General features: G+C 70.6%; 12 protein-coding genes. 8 read left to right on the top strand and 4 right to left on the bottom strand.

The window, feature by feature from the left end; translation table 11 throughout:
- Positions 1 to 4: 4 nt before the first annotated feature.
- A complete protein-coding gene (locus tag ACG00Y_RS22920) occupies positions 5 to 2,332 on the top strand; it encodes an NADP-dependent malic enzyme (protein ID WP_394482921.1) in 2,328 nt (775 codons plus the stop codon).
- On the opposite strand, the gene ACG00Y_RS22915 is transcribed toward ACG00Y_RS22920, so the two are convergent.
- On the bottom strand, positions 2,274 to 3,206 hold the full coding sequence (locus tag ACG00Y_RS22915) for a DMT family transporter (RefSeq protein WP_394482920.1): 933 nt from the start codon (positions 3,204 to 3,206) through the stop codon (positions 2,274 to 2,276). The two genes, ACG00Y_RS22920 and ACG00Y_RS22915, sit on opposite strands and share 59 nt — an antisense overlap.
- Before the next feature lie 20 nt (positions 3,207 to 3,226).
- Here ACG00Y_RS22915 and ACG00Y_RS22910 point away from each other — a divergent pair, with 20 nt between their 5' ends.
- From ACG00Y_RS22910 to pyk, 3 genes are all read left to right on the top strand, one after another.
- A complete protein-coding gene (locus ACG00Y_RS22910; protein WP_394482918.1) occupies positions 3,227 to 3,820 on the top strand; it encodes a helix-turn-helix domain-containing protein in 594 nt (197 codons plus the stop codon).
- A gap of 16 nt (positions 3,821 to 3,836) precedes the next feature.
- The gene (locus ACG00Y_RS22905) at positions 3,837 to 4,316 is read left to right on the top strand and encodes a GNAT family N-acetyltransferase (protein ID WP_394482916.1); all 480 of its coding nucleotides are present in this window, start codon (positions 3,837 to 3,839) and stop codon (positions 4,314 to 4,316) included.
- 84 nt (positions 4,317 to 4,400) lie between these two features.
- Positions 4,401 to 5,831: a pyruvate kinase gene (gene pyk, locus ACG00Y_RS22900; RefSeq protein WP_394482914.1), complete on the top strand. Its 1,431-nt coding sequence runs from the start codon at positions 4,401 to 4,403 to the stop codon at positions 5,829 to 5,831.
- A 135-nt stretch (positions 5,832 to 5,966) separates the two neighbouring features.
- Here the strand turns inward: pyk and ACG00Y_RS22895 are convergent, their stop codons facing one another.
- Positions 5,967 to 6,389: a Cd(II)/Pb(II)-responsive transcriptional regulator gene (locus ACG00Y_RS22895; RefSeq protein ID WP_394482913.1), complete on the bottom strand. Its 423-nt coding sequence runs from the start codon at positions 6,387 to 6,389 to the stop codon at positions 5,967 to 5,969.
- Between the two features lie 74 nt (positions 6,390 to 6,463).
- Between ACG00Y_RS22895 and ACG00Y_RS22890 the strand changes: the two genes are divergently transcribed.
- Positions 6,464 to 7,090, top strand: a complete 627-nt coding sequence (locus ACG00Y_RS22890; RefSeq protein WP_394482911.1) for a cation efflux transmembrane domain-containing protein — start codon at positions 6,464 to 6,466, stop codon at positions 7,088 to 7,090.
- A gap of 96 nt (positions 7,091 to 7,186) precedes the next feature.
- On the top strand, positions 7,187 to 7,945 hold the full coding sequence (locus tag ACG00Y_RS22885) for a substrate-binding periplasmic protein (protein WP_394482909.1): 759 nt from the start codon (positions 7,187 to 7,189) through the stop codon (positions 7,943 to 7,945).
- 4 nt (positions 7,946 to 7,949) lie between these two features.
- Here ACG00Y_RS22885 and ACG00Y_RS22880 read toward each other — a convergent pair whose 3' ends face one another.
- Positions 7,950 to 8,477 (bottom strand): ECF-type sigma factor, encoded by a 528-nt coding sequence (locus ACG00Y_RS22880; protein ID WP_394482908.1) that lies wholly within the window; start codon positions 8,475 to 8,477, stop codon positions 7,950 to 7,952.
- 92 nt (positions 8,478 to 8,569) lie between these two features.
- Between ACG00Y_RS22880 and ACG00Y_RS22875 the strand changes: the two genes are divergently transcribed.
- A complete protein-coding gene (locus tag ACG00Y_RS22875) occupies positions 8,570 to 9,607 on the top strand; it encodes a hypothetical protein (protein WP_394482907.1) in 1,038 nt (345 codons plus the stop codon).
- Positions 9,608 to 9,626: 19 nt separating this feature from the next.
- Positions 9,627 to 12,248: a serine/threonine-protein kinase gene (locus ACG00Y_RS22870; protein WP_394482905.1), complete on the top strand. Its 2,622-nt coding sequence runs from the start codon at positions 9,627 to 9,629 to the stop codon at positions 12,246 to 12,248.
- A 1-nt stretch (position 12,249) separates the two neighbouring features.
- On the opposite strand, the gene cphA is transcribed toward ACG00Y_RS22870, so the two are convergent.
- Positions 12,250 to 14,811: a cyanophycin synthetase gene (gene cphA, locus ACG00Y_RS22865; RefSeq protein ID WP_394482903.1), complete on the bottom strand. Its 2,562-nt coding sequence runs from the start codon at positions 14,809 to 14,811 to the stop codon at positions 12,250 to 12,252.
- Position 14,812 lies beyond the last annotated feature (1 nt).

The raw sequence follows: 14,812 nt of genomic DNA, 5'->3' as shown, positions 1-14,812 counted from the left end.
TGCCATGGAAAAGAACAACGCACCCTTGTCGCCAGCCGAAGCCGCGCTGCGCGAAGCCGCTCTTGACTACCACCGCAGCCCCATGCGCGGCAAGATCTCGGTCACGCCGACCAAGGCGCTGAGCAACCAGCGCGACCTGTCGCTGGCCTATTCGCCGGGCGTGGCCTATCCCTGCCTGGACATCGAGCGCGACCCGTCGCTGGCGGCGGAGTACACGTCGCGCGGCAACCTGGTGGGCGTCATCACCAACGGCACGGCGGTGCTGGGCCTGGGCGACATCGGCCCGCTGGCCGCCAAGCCGGTCATGGAAGGCAAGGGCTGTTTGTTCAAGAAGTTCGCCGGCATCGACGTGTTCGACATCGAACTGGCTGAGCGCGACCCGGACAAGCTGATCGCCATCATTGCCGCGATGGAGCCGACGCTGGGCGGCATCAACCTCGAGGACATCAAGGCGCCGGAGTGCTTCTACATCGAGCGCGAGCTGTCCAAGCGCATGAACATCCCCGTCTTCCACGACGACCAGCACGGCACGGCCATCATCTCGTCGGCCGCGCTGCTGAACGGGTTGGAGCTGGTGGGCAAGGACATCGGCAAGGTCAAGGTGGCGGTGTCGGGCGCGGGGGCTGCGGCCATTGCCTGCCTGGACGTGATGGTGGGCCTGGGCGTCAAGCGCGAGAACGTGTTCGTCTGCGACTCGCGCGGCGTCATCCAGAGCGAGCGCGAGGACGCCAAGGCCGGCAAGCTGGACGAGTCCAAGCAGCGCTACTGCCAGCTGACTCCGGCGCGCACGCTGGCCGACGTGTGCGTGGGCGCGGACGTGTTCCTCGGCTGTTCCGCCGCCGGCGTGCTGACGGCCGACATGGTCAAGACCATGGGCACGCAGCCCATCATCCTGGCGCTGGCCAACCCCGAGCCTGAGATCCGCCCCGAGCTGGCCAAGGCCGTGCGGCCGGACTGCATCGTCGCCACCGGCCGTTCGGACTATCCCAACCAGGTCAACAACGTCCTGTGCTTCCCCTACATCTTCCGCGGCGCGCTGGACTGCGGCGCAAGCAAGATCACCGAGGGCATGAAGCTGGCCTGCGTGCGTGAAATCGCGGCGTTAGCGAAAGCGGAGACCAGTGACGAAGTGGCTGCCGCCTACGCAGGCCAGGAGCTGGCGTTCGGGCCGGAGTACCTGATCCCCAAGCCCTTCGACGCGCGCCTGATCCTGCGCATCGCGCCCGCCGTCGCGGCGGCTGCGGCGGCCGATGGTGTCGCCACGCGGCCCATCGCCGACCTCGTGCACTACCGCCAGTCGCTGGAGCGCTTCGTCTACCAGACCGGCATGTTCATGCGCCCGGTGTTCTCGGCCGCCAAGGCGGCGCCTGCGCGTGTCATCTACGCCGAGGGCGAGGACGAACGCGTGCTGCGCGCCGTGCAGGTGGCGCTGGACGAAGGCATCGCCAAGCCGACGCTGATCGGTCGCCCCGCCGTGCTCGAAGCGCGCATCCAGCGCGCCGGCCTGCGCCTGAAGCTCGGTGCCGACGTGGCCGTCATCGACCCCGAGGACGACCCGCGCTTCCGCCAGTACTGGGAGGCGTATCACCAGCGCATGAAGCGCGACGGCGTGACGCCCGAAATGGCCAAGTCCGCCGTGCGCCGCTCCAACACGGCCATCGGCGCGCTGGCCATTGAACTTGGCGACGCCGACGCGATGATCTGCGGCATGGTGGGCAAGTTCGACCGTCACCTGGAGCAGGTGCGCGACCTCGTCGGGCTGCGCCCCGGCGTGCGCCAGTTCGCCGCGATGAACGCGCTGATGCTGGACAAGATGACGCTGTTCATCACCGACACCTTCGTCAACGACAACCCGAGCGCCGAGGAGCTGGCCGACATCGCCGCGATGGCCGCCGACGAACTGCGCCGCTTCGGCCTGCCGCCCAAGCTGGCCTTCGTCAGCCACTCGATGTTCGGCTCCAGCACGCGCCCGTCGGCCGTGAAGATGCGTCGCGCCTACCAACTGTTCTCGGTCGCCCACCCCGAGGTGGAGTGCGACGGCGAGATGCATGGCGACGCAGCCTTGTCGGAGAGCGTGCGCCAGGCCTTCCTGCCCGACAGCAAGCTCACGGGCGCCGCCAACCTGCTGGTGCTGCCGACGCTGGACGCGGCCAACATCCTCTTCAATGTGCTGAAGATCAGCGCCAGCCAGGGCGTGACCATCGGCCCCATCCTGCTGGGCGCGGCCGCGCCCGTGCACATCCTGACGCCGTCGGCCACGGTGCGCCGCATCGTCAACATGACGGCTCTGGCGGTGGCCGATGTGCTGGAGGCGAAGCAGAACCGGGGCTGAACTGGGCGAGCGCCACACCGGCGAGGATCACGCCGGCGCCCAGCAGCTTGTGGGCCGTGAACTGCTCGCCACCCCAGGCCCAGGCGGTGAAGCCGGCGATCAGCGGCATCAGGTAGATCAGCGGCGCGGTGCGCGCCACGCCGCGCCGCTCGTTGGCCCAGCCCCAGGCCAGCCAGCCAATGAAACCGCCGCCGGCGACCTGCCAGGCGGTGCCGCTCCAGACCCACAGCGGCTGCGCCGACCAATCCAGCGCCACCAGCGACGGCGCGCACCACAGCAGCATCGGCAGCGTGCAGATCAGGCTGCCATAGCCCAGCACCGTGACGCCGCCGTGGAGCTGGATCAGCGGCTTGCTGGCGACGGTGTAATAACTGAACAACGCAGCGGCGGCCAGCAGCGTCAGGTCGCCCAGGCCGGCATGCCAGTCGGCGGCCAGCAGCTTGTCGGACGTGAACAGCAGTGCGCCCGTGGCTGCGGTGGCAACACCGGCCACCTGCCCGCGCGACAGCCGCTCCATGCCCGTGGCACGCAGGATCAGCAGCGTGAACACCGGCCCGCAGGCCAGCAGCACGCTGGCGCTGAAGGCGGTCGAGCCCTGCATGCCCAGCGCCGACAGCAGCAGGTGCAGGCCCTGGCCCACCAGCGTCAGCCGCACCAGCGGCCCCACCTCGCCGCGGTCCAGCCGTGGCCAGCGCAGGCCGAAGCGCCAACACAGCAGCGCCACCGCGCAGAACGGCACGAGCAGATAGCGCAGGCCGAGAAAGCCCACCGGCCCGACCTCGCCGAACAGCGCCTTCTGCAGCGGGAAGTTCAGCCCCCAGACCAGCACAACGGCCAGTGCGGCGAGCAACGGAGCGGTGTGATGGGCTTTCATTTCCGCTAGCATCTTCCCATATGAGAGAAGAATTCTCTGAATTGAGCGAGGAGGGCCGCTTCGAGCAACAGCTGGCCGAGCGCCTGGCCGCGCTGCGGCTGGCGGCGGGCTGGTCGCTGGACGAGCTGGCCACGCGCAGCGGCGTCAGCCGCGCGACGCTCTCCCGGCTGGAGCGGGCCGAGACCAGCCCGACCGCCACGCTGCTGTCCCGCCTGGCCCGCGCCCACGGGCTGCCGCTGAGCCGCCTGCTGGCCGACGCCGAGGCGCTGCCCGTGCGCCTGCTGCGCGCCGCCGACCAGCCCCGCTGGCACGACCAGCAGAGCGGCTTCGAGCGGCTGATGCGCTGCCCGCCGCTGGCCGGCTTCGCCACCGAGGTCATTGAGGCCCGCCTGGCGCCGCGCGCCGAGTTGGCCTACGACGAGCCCACCGTCGCGCGGCTGGAGCATCACCTGTGCCTGCTGGAAGGCCAGCTGAGCCTGACGCTGCAGAGCCAGGTCTTCACGCTGGAGGCCGGCGACTCGATCAGCTTCCGCTGTCTCGGTCGCAGCGTCTTCGCCAATCCGGGCGCGGGTGCCGCGCGCTATCTGCTGGCGATGACCGTGCCTTCCCTGTAACTGGACTCTCACCACCATGACCGCCGACCTGCCCGCCCGCCTCGCCCCGCTGGACCCCGGCCACCCCGATGCGCAGGCCTTGATGGCGCGATCCGAAGCGCTGATGAGCGCCCTCTACCCGAGCGAAAGCAACCACTTCGAGCCCGCCGACGGGCTGCGTCCGCCTAACGGCGCGTTCTGGGGGCTGTGGCTGGGCGAGACGCTGGTGGGCTGTGGCGGTGTGAAGCACCACGCGCCCGAGGGCGAGCCCGCCTACGGGGAGATCAAGCGCGTCTTCGTGCTCGACAGCGCGCGCGGCCGAGGCGCCGCCAAGCAGCTCATGAACCAGCTCGAAGCCGAGCTGATGGCGCGCGGCGTGAACCTCGCGCGGCTGGAGACCGGCATCCACCAGCCCGAGGCCCTGGGCCTGTACAAGCACCTCGGCTACGTTGAGCGCGGCCCCTTCGGCGGCTATGCACTCGACCCGCTGAGTGTTTTCTTCGAGAAGGCGCTGTAGCCCCGCGCGCACCGAAACGCGGCGAAACTTCGGCGGGCTTCAGCGGACCATAATTCCGCGCCCCCAAGAAAGTTGAGACAAGCCATGACTCGCGCTACCAAGATCGTCGCCACCCTCGGCCCTGCTTCGAACACGCCGGAGATCCTGGAGAAGATGATCCGTGCCGGCGTCGACGTCGTGCGGCTGAACTTCTCGCACGGCAAGGCCCAGGATCACATTGATCGCGCCACCATGGTCCGTGCCGCCGCTGAGCGTGTCGGCAAGTCCGTGGCCATCATGGCCGACCTGCAAGGCCCCAAGATCCGCGTCGGCAAGTTCGACGGCGGCAAGATCGAGCTGATCCCCGGCAACAAGTTCATCCTCGATGCCGACCGCACCGAACTCGGCAACCAGGACATCGCCAGCCTCGACTACAAGGAACTGCCGCGCGACGTGAAGCCCGGTGACACGCTGCTGCTGAACGACGGCCTGCTGGTGCTGACCGTCGACCACGTGCGTGGTGCCCAGGTGCACACCACCGTCAAGCTCGGCGGCGAGCTGTCCAACAACAAGGGCATCAACAAGCAGGGCGGCGGCCTCACGGCGCCGGCGCTGACCGGCAAGGACATGGAGGACATCAAGACCGCGATGTCCTTCCAGTGCGAATACCTGGCCGTCAGCTTCCCGAAGAACGCCACCGACATGGAGATGGCGCGCCAGCTGGCCAACGTGGCCGGCGAGCCCTATCGCCACAAGCCGGCCATGATCGCCAAGATCGAGCGCTACGAGGCCATCCCCCACCTCGAAGCCATCCTCAAGGCCAGCGACGGCATCATGGTCGCGCGCGGCGACCTGGCCGTTGAAGTGGGCAACGCGGCGGTGCCGGCGCTGCAGAAGCGCATGATCAAGATGGCCCGGGCGCTAGACAAGGTGTCCATCACCGCCACGCAGATGATGGAGTCCATGATCGTCAACCCGGTGCCCACGCGCGCCGAGGTCAGCGACGTGGCCAACGCCGTGCTGGACGGCACCGACGCCGTCATGCTGTCCGCTGAGACGGCCGCCGGCAAGTTCCCCATCGAGACCGTCGAGCAGATGGCCGCCATCGCGCTGGAAGCCGAGCGCGCCGAGGACGTGACGCTGGACACCGACTTCGCCGGCCGCCAGTTCGGCCGCATCGACCAGTCCATCGCCATGGGCGCGCTGTTCACGGCTTACCACCTGGGCTGCAAGGCCATCCTGGCGCTGACCGAGTCGGGCTCGACGGCGCTGTGGATGAGCCGCCATCGCATCGACGTGCCCATCTTCGGCCTGACGAGCCAGGTCATCAGCCAGCGCCGCATGGCGCTGTACCGCAACGTCACGCCGCTGCTGATGCCCCAGTTCGAGGACCGCGACCAGGCCCTGGCCGCTGCCGAGAAGATCCTCGTCGAGCGCGGCGTTCTGCGCCCCGGTGACACCTATGCCATCACCTGCGGCGAGCCGATGGGCTATCCCGGTGGCACCAACATGCTGAAGGTTTGCCGGGTGGGTTGACCACCCCCGAGGCGCTCACGCGCCTCCCTCTCAAGGGGGCTGAGCCCGGACACAAACAGTCCTGAGGACTGTTTGTGCCTGGCAAAGCCAGTTCCACGGCAGCCGCTGGAGGAGACGCCGGCCGCAAGCGTCGGCTCAATGGCTGTGGCCGACGTGGCTCTTCAAAGGCAGCTCGGCGCCGGGCTCGGCCAGGCTTTCCAGGATCGCGCAGGCCGGCTCGTCGCCCTTGCAGCGCGCCCGTAGCGCCAGCAGCTCCGTCTGCAATTCCTGCAGCGCGGCGATGCGTGCGGCGACGTGGCCGATGTGCTCGTCCAGCAGCGCAGCCGCCTCACCGCATCCGCTTTCGGCGTCCAGCGCCAGCAGAGCCCGCACCTCGGCGAGGTTCATGTCCAGCGAGCGGCAGCGACGGATGAAGTGCAGGCGTTCGGCGTCGGCCGGGCCGTAGACGCGGTAGCCGGCCTCCGTGCGCGGCGGCGGCGCAAGCAGACCCTCGCGCTCGTAGTGGCGGATGGTGTCGACCGGCGTGGCGGTCAGGCGGCTCAACTCTCCGATGCGCATGCAACGATTGTGAGCTTGACTCTGGTGTGGCTCCAGGGTTTGAAATGGCGGCCTGTCTGCCAACAAGCCCTGTCATGAGCCACGCCTGCTGCCACCACGACCCCGAACCCGAACGCGGCACCTCGCCCGCCTACCGCCGCGTGCTGTGGATCGCGCTGCTCGTCAATGCGGCCATGGCCGTCATCGAGATCGCCTACGGCTGGCGTGCCGGCTCGCTGTCGCTGTGGGCCGACGCGGTCGACTTCGTCGGCGATGCGGCCAACTACGCGGCCTCGCTGGCGGTGCTGTCGGCCGGCCTGCTGTGGCGGGCGCGCGTGGCCTGGGCAAAGGGCTGGCTGATGCTGGTCTTCGGCATCGTCGTGCTGGCCCGCGCTGCCTGGGCCGCGCTGCATGGCGAGCCGCCGCAGCCGTTCACGATGGGCGCCGTCGGCGTGCTGGCGCTGGCGGCCAATGTCGGCGTGGCGCTGATGCTCTACGCCTGGCGCGAGGGCGATGCCAACATGCGCGCCGTCTGGCTGTGCAGCCGCAATGACGCAATCGGCAATGTGGCAGTCGTGGCGGCCGCGGGCGCGGTCGCGCTGACCGGCCAGGCCTGGCCCGACCTGGTGGTCGCCGTCATCATGGCCGGGCTGGCGCTGCATTCGTCGCGCGCCGTGTTGCGCCAGGCCGGCCAGGAGATGAAGACCGCGCCGGCGCATTGACCGTCGAGCGAGGTTTTCGTGCGCTGCGCACGCTGGCACTGCGGCTGAGCAACCCCGCGCTGTCGACGGCCATTGCGGCGCGGCATCATGCCGCCCATGCAAAGGGCACGGCGTCGTTGGACAAGGCAGGCATTCGCCGGCCTGGCCGCGTTGCTGCTGCTGTGCCCGCCTGGCCGCGCCGCGCCACCGCAGCAGCGCCCGCTGGTGCTGCTGGTCGAGACCAGCGCCCTGATGCCGCATGCCCGCATCGAAGGCAACCGCGTCATCGAGGGCCTGAACCTGGACATCGGCCGCGCGCTGGCCCGCCGCCTGGGCCGCGAGCTGGTGGCCGAGCCGACGCCGCGCAAGCGCCTGGCCGAGGCGCTGCAGCGCGGCGAGGGCGACATGCTGTGCGACTACCAGAGCGACTGGCTGCCCGGCGCCTTCGCCTGGAGCCGGCCCTTCATCCCCGACCAGGCCTTGCTCATCACTGCCGCCTCGGTCCCGGCTCCTGCCAACCTGGCGGCCCTGAGCGGCCAGCCGGTGGGCACGGTGCGCGGCTACGTGTACCCCGAGATGGCCGAAACGCTGCGCGGCGGCTTCCGGCGTGACGACGCGCCGGACGCGGTGACCAACCTGCGCAAGCTGGCGCGAGGCCGAGTGAGCCATGCGCTGACCGGCCGGCGCGTGCTGGAGTACGAGCAGCGCATTGGTCAGTTCAAGCTGGCCCTGCACCCGCCGCTGGTCGTCTCGCAGGTGCTGGCGCAATGCGCGCTGTCGCCGGGCAGCCCGGTGGGCCTGGCGGCGTTGAACAAGGCCATCCAGGGCCTGGTCAGCGAAGGCGAGCTGGCGCGGCTGATGGCGCGCTATCGCTGAGCCGTTAGGCGGACAGCTCCCGGTGCAGCCAGGCCCGGGCCAGCGCCCAGTCGCGCTTTACTGTCGCGCGGCTGAGGCTCAGCAGCTCGGCAATCTCCTCCAGCTCCAGCCCGCCGAAGAACTTCAGCTCGACGACCTTGGCCGCGCGCGCGTCCTGTTGCGCAAAGGCCAGCAGCGCTTCGTGCACGCGCAGCACGTCGGCGTCCACGCCGCCTGCCACCTGCTGGGCCTCGGTCAGCGTCAGCGGCACCAGCAGGGCGTCGCGCTTGGCGGCCTGCTTGGCCAGCGCGTGGTTGACGAGGATGCGCCGCATCATCAGCGAGGCCACGCCGAGGAAATGGCTGCGGCCCTGCCACTGCGTGCGCGTCTGCTCCGACAGCCGCAGCCAGGCCTCGTGGGTGAGGGCGGTGGCGCTCAGCGTGTGGCCGGCGTGCTCCTTGCGCATCTGCGCGCTCGCGTTGCGCTTGAGCTCGTCGTAGAGGCTGGCGAAGAGGGCGTCGGCCGTTGCTGGATCAAGGTCAGGTTCAGGCATGTGCGGGTTTGTACATGAGCCTTTTCGGTGCGCGGGCCTGCGTGAGTGGATAGGGCCCGCATGTCGCCGGGCTGCCACCAGGATTGCCCGCCATGCGAATGCTCACCACCGCTCTGCTTGCCGCCGCCGGCCTCAGCCTGCTGCCCGCCGCCCGCGCGGCAGACCCGACGCCTATCGAGATCGACGCTCAGTTCAACCCCGCCGCTGCGGCCAACAGCGCCGTGAAGGCGAGCGACCCGCAGGCGCTGAAGGGACTGAAGCGCGCGGCGGTCACGCAGTTCAATGTGGAGTTCGTCACCAGCGACAACGTCAGCAGCGAAACCTCCGGCTTTGCGATGGCCGGCCGCGCCAGCGTGACCGGCTACTACAAGCTCATCGGCGTGGCCGAGCCGGACTTCCAGGCGATTGCGGACCAGCTCTACGCCGGCTTCCAGCAGCAACTGCAGGCGCAAGGCGTGGAGCTGGTGCCAGCGGCCGAACTGGCCGGCGCGCCCACCTACAAAAAACTGCAGGCTGGTGGCACCGCGCTGCCAGACCGCAGCAGCAACGGCGTCACGGTCGGCCCGCCGGGCATGGCCATCTACGGCCTCAACAAGGCCCAGGCGGCGGACGGCAAGAAGGGCGTGTTCGCCGCGCTCTCGGGCCTCAGCGCCGGCATGGGCGCAGTGGGCGGCGCGATGGACAACATGACGCTCAGCAAGGAGCTGGGCGACGCCGCGCTGCTGGAGGTGTCGATGCGGGTTCACTTCGCCCAGCTCACCAACGAGGCGAAGGGCTTCTTCGGCCGCCTGGGCAGCACCGCCAAGGTCAGCGCCAAGTTGCATCCGATGGTGCCCAAGGCGGCGATGACGGTGCAGTCGGGCGCCTATGTGTCGGTGCTGACGCTGCAGGGGCCGGCGCTGCTGGACCCGACCGCCTTTGTCGAGCTGCGCGAGGAGGCCACCACGGCCGGCGACGTGGTGGGCGCGGTGGCCGTGGGCCTGCTGCAGCTGGCCTCGGGGAGCAAGAACAGCCACTCGTCCACCAAGTACGAGGCCGTGGCCGACGGCAGTCGCTACCGCGAGCGCGTGGGCGCCGGCCTGGGCCAGGTCAACGCCCTGCTGATTGCCCGCATGGTGGCTGGCCGTTGAGGGTCAATACTCCGCGCCCATGACAGCCACCGACTCTGAGAACCGCTGGGCGCGCCTGAAGGCGGTGTTTGACGCCGCGCTGGACGCCCCGCGCGGCGAGCGCGAGGCGCTGGTGGCCGCTGCCGGCCTTGGCGACGGAGACCTGGCCGAGCTGCGCAGCCTGCTGGCCCACCACGACGAGGCGACCGGCGAGCAGGGCTTTCTGGCGCGGCCGGTGGTGTCGCTCGCACCGGCCGAGCCAGCCGCGCAAATCGGCCAGCGCCTGGGCAACTGGACGCTGGTGCGGCCCTTGGGCGCGGGCGGCATGGGCGAGGTGTTCGAGGCCCGCCGCGCCGACGGCCAGTACGAGGGCCGCGCTGCCGTCAAGCTGCTCAAGCGCGGCATGGACAGCGCCGCCGTTCTGCAACGCTTCGCGCTGGAGCGCCAGGCGCTGGCCCGCCTGAGCCACCCCGGCATCGCCCGGCTGCTGGACGCCGGCGCCAGCGACGAGGGCCTGCCCTACTTCGTCATGGAGTACGTGGCCGGCCGGCCCATCGACCAGGCGGCGCAAGACCTGGCACTCGAAGCCCGCCTGGGCCTGTTCCTGCAGCTGGCCGAGGCCGTCGCCCACGCCCACCGCAACCTGCTCGTGCACCGCGACCTCAAGCCCGGCAACGTGCTGGTTGACGAGACGGGCCAGGTCAAGCTGCTGGACTTCGGCATCGCCAAGGCGCTCGCGCCCGAGGGTGGCGAGCTGGACACCACGCAGGCAGGCGCGATGACGCCCAACTACGCCAGCCCCGAGCAGGTGCGCGGCGAGCCCGTCAGCACCGCCACCGACGTCTACAGCCTGGGCGTGCTGCTCTACCTGCTGCTGACGGGCCTGCGCCCCACCGGCCGCGAGGCCACCACGCCGCAGGAGGCCGCGCGCAGCGTGCTGGAGGACGAACCCACGCGCCCCAGCCGCCTCAGCCCCGACGACGTGGGCGACCCGCAGTGGCTGGCGCAGGCGCGCACGCTGCAGGGCGACCTCGACAACATCGTGCTGAAGGCGCTGGAGAAGGAGCCCGAGCGTCGCTACGCCAGCGTCGACGCGCTGGCGGCCGACCTGCGCGCCTATCGGAGTGGCTATCCCGTCAGCGCGCGCGCGCCGACCTGGGGCTACCGCACGGCCAAGCTGCTGGCCCGCAACCGGCTGGCCAGCGCCCTGGGCGCGCTGGGCCTGGTGGCGCTGTTGGGCGGCCTGGCGGCCACGACCTGGCAGGCTCGCGAGGCGCGGCTTGCGCAAGGGCTGGCCGAGCAGCGGCTGGCCGAGGTGAGGCGCGTCACGCACGACCTGGTGTTCGGCTTCGGCGACAGCGTGGAGTACCTGCCCGGCGGGCAGAAGATCAAGCTCGACCTGCTGCGCGACACGCACGCCGCGCTGGAGCGCCTGCTGCCCACGCTGGGTGGCGACACCGCCGTCGTGGCCGACATGGCCCAGGTTCAGGTGCGCATGGCCGAGGCGCTGATGCCCGGCTACCCCGGCTCGCTGGAAAAGCCGGACGACGCCCGCCGCCATGCCCAGGCCGCCATGGCGCTGGTGGCCAAAGCATGGCCCACGCAGAAGGGCAATGCGCTGTTCGCGACCTATGCCTCGCGGGCCTACAACGTGATGGCCTCGGCCGAGCAGGAGGCGGGCCGCCTGGAGGAGGCCGTCAAGCTCACGCGCCAGGGCCTGAAGCTGGCCGAGGAGGGCTATTCGCTGGCGCCGCCCGGCGTGGACCGGCTGCGGCTGCTGGGCGCCATCACCGCGTCGCAGTTCAACCTGGGCCTGCTGCTGGACGACAACGGCCAGGGCGTGAACCGCCCGGCCGAGGCCATGACGGCCTACGAGGCGGCGCGGGCGGGCGCGCTGGCGCAGTTGGGCATGAAGGCGGAGATTGCTGCCGTCAACGCCGGCCTGCGGCCCGAGGAGACGCGCCTGGAGGCCGAGCTGGGGCAGACACAGGCCGTCATCGCGGGTTCCATCGCGTCCTCCCGGCTGCGCCGGGGTGACTACGCAGGCTCCGCCGAGGCGCGTCGCGAGAACGTCGAGCACCTCAGGCGTGTGCAGCCCATGCACCCCGAGCAGCAGCAGTTCTGGGCGAGCCTCGCGTCGACGCTGTTCCTGCAGGCGGGCCTGGAGCTGCAGCTGAACCGCCCGGCCGAGGCGCTCGCATCGATGCGCGAGAGCATGGACTGGACGCTGCGCCTGCTGCAGAAGGACGCCGACAACCCGCGCTGGCCCGGCGACCGGGACGCGCGCGCCTTGACGCTGGGCACGGCGCTGGCCTTGACCGGCGCCTCCGTCGAAGCCAGGCCCTGGCTGGAGCGCACGCGCGCCTACTGGGCGGCCGAGACGGCCAAGGCCGGCAATGCGCGCAACCGGCGCTCGCTGGGCTTGAGCGAGCTGCGCCTGGCCGGCCTGCGCGGCGATGCGAAGGCGATGAAGGCCGCCGCCGTGGCGCTGCAGGCGCTGTCGGATGCCGAGCCCAAGAGCGCCGATAACGCGCTGGCCGCCGCCGAAGCCGCCTTCATGCTGGCCGACAAGCCCGCCGCCTGTGCGGCCTGGGACCGCGCCGCCCCGCTGCGGCCGCTGCCGCCGCAGGCGCTGGCCTGGCGCGCTGAACTGGGCTGTTAGGTCAGCCTTCCGTGATGCGCTTGGCCAGATGCGCCAGCGCCTCTTCCACCTGGTCCACCAGCACCAGGCACAGGTCGCCCGGTTGCAGGCGGGCCAGCGCGCGGTCGATGGCCGTGAACTCGCCGATGATTTCCTCGATGTGCTTCGTGCGCGACGCGCCTTCCAGCCCGGCGCGCAGCAGCGCCACGACCTCGCCGGCCGCGCGGCCGCGCTGGCAGGCGTCTTCGTACAGGATGACCTCGTCGAAGGCGGCGCCGAGGATCTCGGTCTGCACGCGGATGTCCTCGTCGCGCCGGTCGCCCGCGCCGCTGATGACGACGCTGCGCGTCTTGGCCGGCAGGGCGGCGACCGCGCCGACCAGGGCCTTCATCGCGTCGCCGTTGTGGCCGTAGTCGGCGATGACGGTGGCGCCGCGATAGTCCATCACGTTGAAGCGGCCGGGCGCGTTGTCGGCGTCGTTGGAGAAGCTGCCGACGCCGCGGCGGATGGTGTCCCAGTCCAGCCCGACGGCCCAGCCGGCCGCGACGGATGCCATCGCGTTCTCGACCTGGAAGCCGATCAGGCCGCCGCGCGTGATGGGGATGTCGCGCAGCGGGATGCTCTCGCGCCACACGCCTTGCGCGGCGACGAGCTGGTCGCCATCCACGTAGACGCAGCGCTTGCCCTGGGCGCGGTGCGTGGCCATGACCGGGTGGTGGCGGTCGGCGGCGAAGTAGATGACCTGGCCGGGGCAGACGGCGGACATGCCTGCCGTCAGCGGGTCGGCCGCATTCAGTACCGCGTAGCCGGTGGGCGCCACGTTCTGCACGATGACGCGCTTGACCAGCACCAGGTCTTCGGCCGTGTGCAGGAAGTTCATGCCCAGGTGGTCGCCCTCGCCGACATTGGTGACGACGGCGACCTGGCAGCGGTCGAAGCCCAGGCCTTCGCGCAGGATGCCGCCGCGCGCGGTCTCCAGCACGGCGGCTTCCACGTCCGGGTGCATCAGCACGTTGCGGGCGCTCTTGGGGCCGGAGCAGTCGCCGCTGTCGATCTGGCGGCCGTCGACGTAGACGCCGTCGGTGTTGGTCATGCCGACCTTGAGGCCGCAGCTGGCGAACAGGTGGGCGATCAGGCGCGTCACCGTCGTCTTGCCGTTGGTACCGGTGACGGCGACGACCGGGATGCGGCCGTCCTCGGCCTTGTTGCCGGCGCCGAACAGGTGGCTGACGATGGCCTCGCCGACGTTGCGGCCCTTGCCGTAGCTGGGGCTCAGGTGCATGCGCAGGCCGGGCGCGGCGTTCACCTCGACGATGCCGCCGCTGATCTCCTCCAGCGGCCGCAGCACGCTCTCGGCCACCACGTCCACGCCGCAGACATGCAGGCCCACGACCTGCGCCGCCGCGATGGCGCGGGCGGCCACCTCGGGATGCACGTCGTCGGTCACGTCGGTGGCCGTGCCGCCGGTGGACAGGTTGGCGTTGTTGCGCAGGATGACGCGCTGGCCCTTGTCGGGCACGGACTCCGGCGTCAGGTCTTGCTGCACCAGGCGGGCGACGGCGATATCGTCGAAGCGGATCTTGGTCAGCGACGTGGCATGGCCGTCGCCGCGGCGCGGGTCGGCGTTGACCTTGTCGACCAGCTGCTTGACCGTCAGCTGGCCGTCACCGATGACATGCGGCGGGTCGCGGCGGGCGGCGGCGATGAGCTTGTCGCCGATGACCAGCAGGCGATAGTCCGAGCCCGGCAGGAACTTCTCGACCATCACGTAGCCGATCTCGTCGGCCGCCTTGTAGGCCGCTTCCATGCCTTCGCGCGTCGTCACGTTGACGGTCACGCCCTTGCCCTGGTTGCCGTCCTGCGGCTTGACGACGACGGGCAGGCCGATGTCTTGCGCCACTTCCCAGGCGTCGTCCACCGACTCGACCGGCCGGCCCGTGGGCACCGGCACGCCGGCGGCCTGCAGCAGGCGCTTGCAGAGGTCCTTGTCCTGGGCGATGGATTCGCTCACCGCACTCGTTGCATCGACTTCAGCGGCCCAGATGCGGCGCTGCTTGGCGCCCCAGCCGAACTGCACCAGGCTGCCCTGCGTCAGGCGGCGGTAGGGGATGCCGCGCGCCAGCGCGGCGTTGACGATGGAGCCGGTCGACGGGCCGAGGCGGATGTCCTCGTCCAGCTCGCGCAGTTGTGCCAGCACCGCGTCGGCATCGAACTCGCCGCCGTCCTGCGCGGCCTTGATGAGCTTGACCGCGTGCTCGAAGGCCAGGCGGCCGACGTCTTCCTCGCTGTACTCGATGACGATCTGGTAGGTGCCGGCCTCGGGCGTCACATGCGTCTGGCTGAAGGTGACGGGGCAACCCGCCTGGGCCTGCAGCGCCAGCGTGGCCTGCTCCAGCACCTGGGCCAGCGAGGCGTCGCTGCGCAGCTCGCCGATGGTGGGGAAGAGCTTGCGCAGGCGGGGCTCGAAGCCGGGCAGCCGTTCGAGCGAGCGCTCGGCCTCCTGGCAATTCACGACGGCCTCGATGGCCGTGTGACGGCTCCACATGTTCGGGCCGCGCAGCGCGCGGGTGCGGGAAACGTCCATG

This window comes from Pelomonas parva (assembly GCF_043555835.1).
In the GTDB taxonomy this organism is placed as follows: domain Bacteria; phylum Pseudomonadota; class Gammaproteobacteria; order Burkholderiales; family Burkholderiaceae_C; genus Pelomonas; species Pelomonas parva.
The sequence above is the reverse complement of the archived record's forward strand: the minus strand, read 5'-3'. Positions and strand labels throughout refer to the sequence as shown.

Excerpts from the sequence above, each read along its gene's own strand:
- ACG00Y_RS22920 (WP_394482921.1), top strand. The coding sequence starts at position 5 with ATGGAAAAGAACAACGCACCCTTGTCGCCAGCCGAAGCCGCGCTGCGC.
- ACG00Y_RS22915 (WP_394482920.1), bottom strand. The coding sequence starts at position 3,206 with ATGAAAGCCCATCACACCGCTCCGTTGCTCGCCGCACTGGCCGTTGTG.
- ACG00Y_RS22910 (WP_394482918.1), top strand. The coding sequence starts at position 3,227 with ATGAGAGAAGAATTCTCTGAATTGAGCGAGGAGGGCCGCTTCGAGCAA.
- ACG00Y_RS22905 (WP_394482916.1), top strand. The coding sequence starts at position 3,837 with ATGACCGCCGACCTGCCCGCCCGCCTCGCCCCGCTGGACCCCGGCCAC.
- pyk (WP_394482914.1), top strand. The coding sequence starts at position 4,401 with ATGACTCGCGCTACCAAGATCGTCGCCACCCTCGGCCCTGCTTCGAAC.
- ACG00Y_RS22895 (WP_394482913.1), bottom strand. The coding sequence starts at position 6,389 with ATGCGCATCGGAGAGTTGAGCCGCCTGACCGCCACGCCGGTCGACACC.
- ACG00Y_RS22890 (WP_394482911.1), top strand. The coding sequence starts at position 6,464 with ATGAGCCACGCCTGCTGCCACCACGACCCCGAACCCGAACGCGGCACC.
- ACG00Y_RS22885 (WP_394482909.1), top strand. The coding sequence starts at position 7,187 with ATGCAAAGGGCACGGCGTCGTTGGACAAGGCAGGCATTCGCCGGCCTG.
- ACG00Y_RS22880 (WP_394482908.1), bottom strand. The coding sequence starts at position 8,477 with ATGCCTGAACCTGACCTTGATCCAGCAACGGCCGACGCCCTCTTCGCC.
- ACG00Y_RS22875 (WP_394482907.1), top strand. The coding sequence starts at position 8,570 with ATGCGAATGCTCACCACCGCTCTGCTTGCCGCCGCCGGCCTCAGCCTG.
- ACG00Y_RS22870 (WP_394482905.1), top strand. The coding sequence starts at position 9,627 with ATGACAGCCACCGACTCTGAGAACCGCTGGGCGCGCCTGAAGGCGGTG.
- cphA (WP_394482903.1), bottom strand. The coding sequence starts at position 14,811 with ATGGACGTTTCCCGCACCCGCGCGCTGCGCGGCCCGAACATGTGGAGC.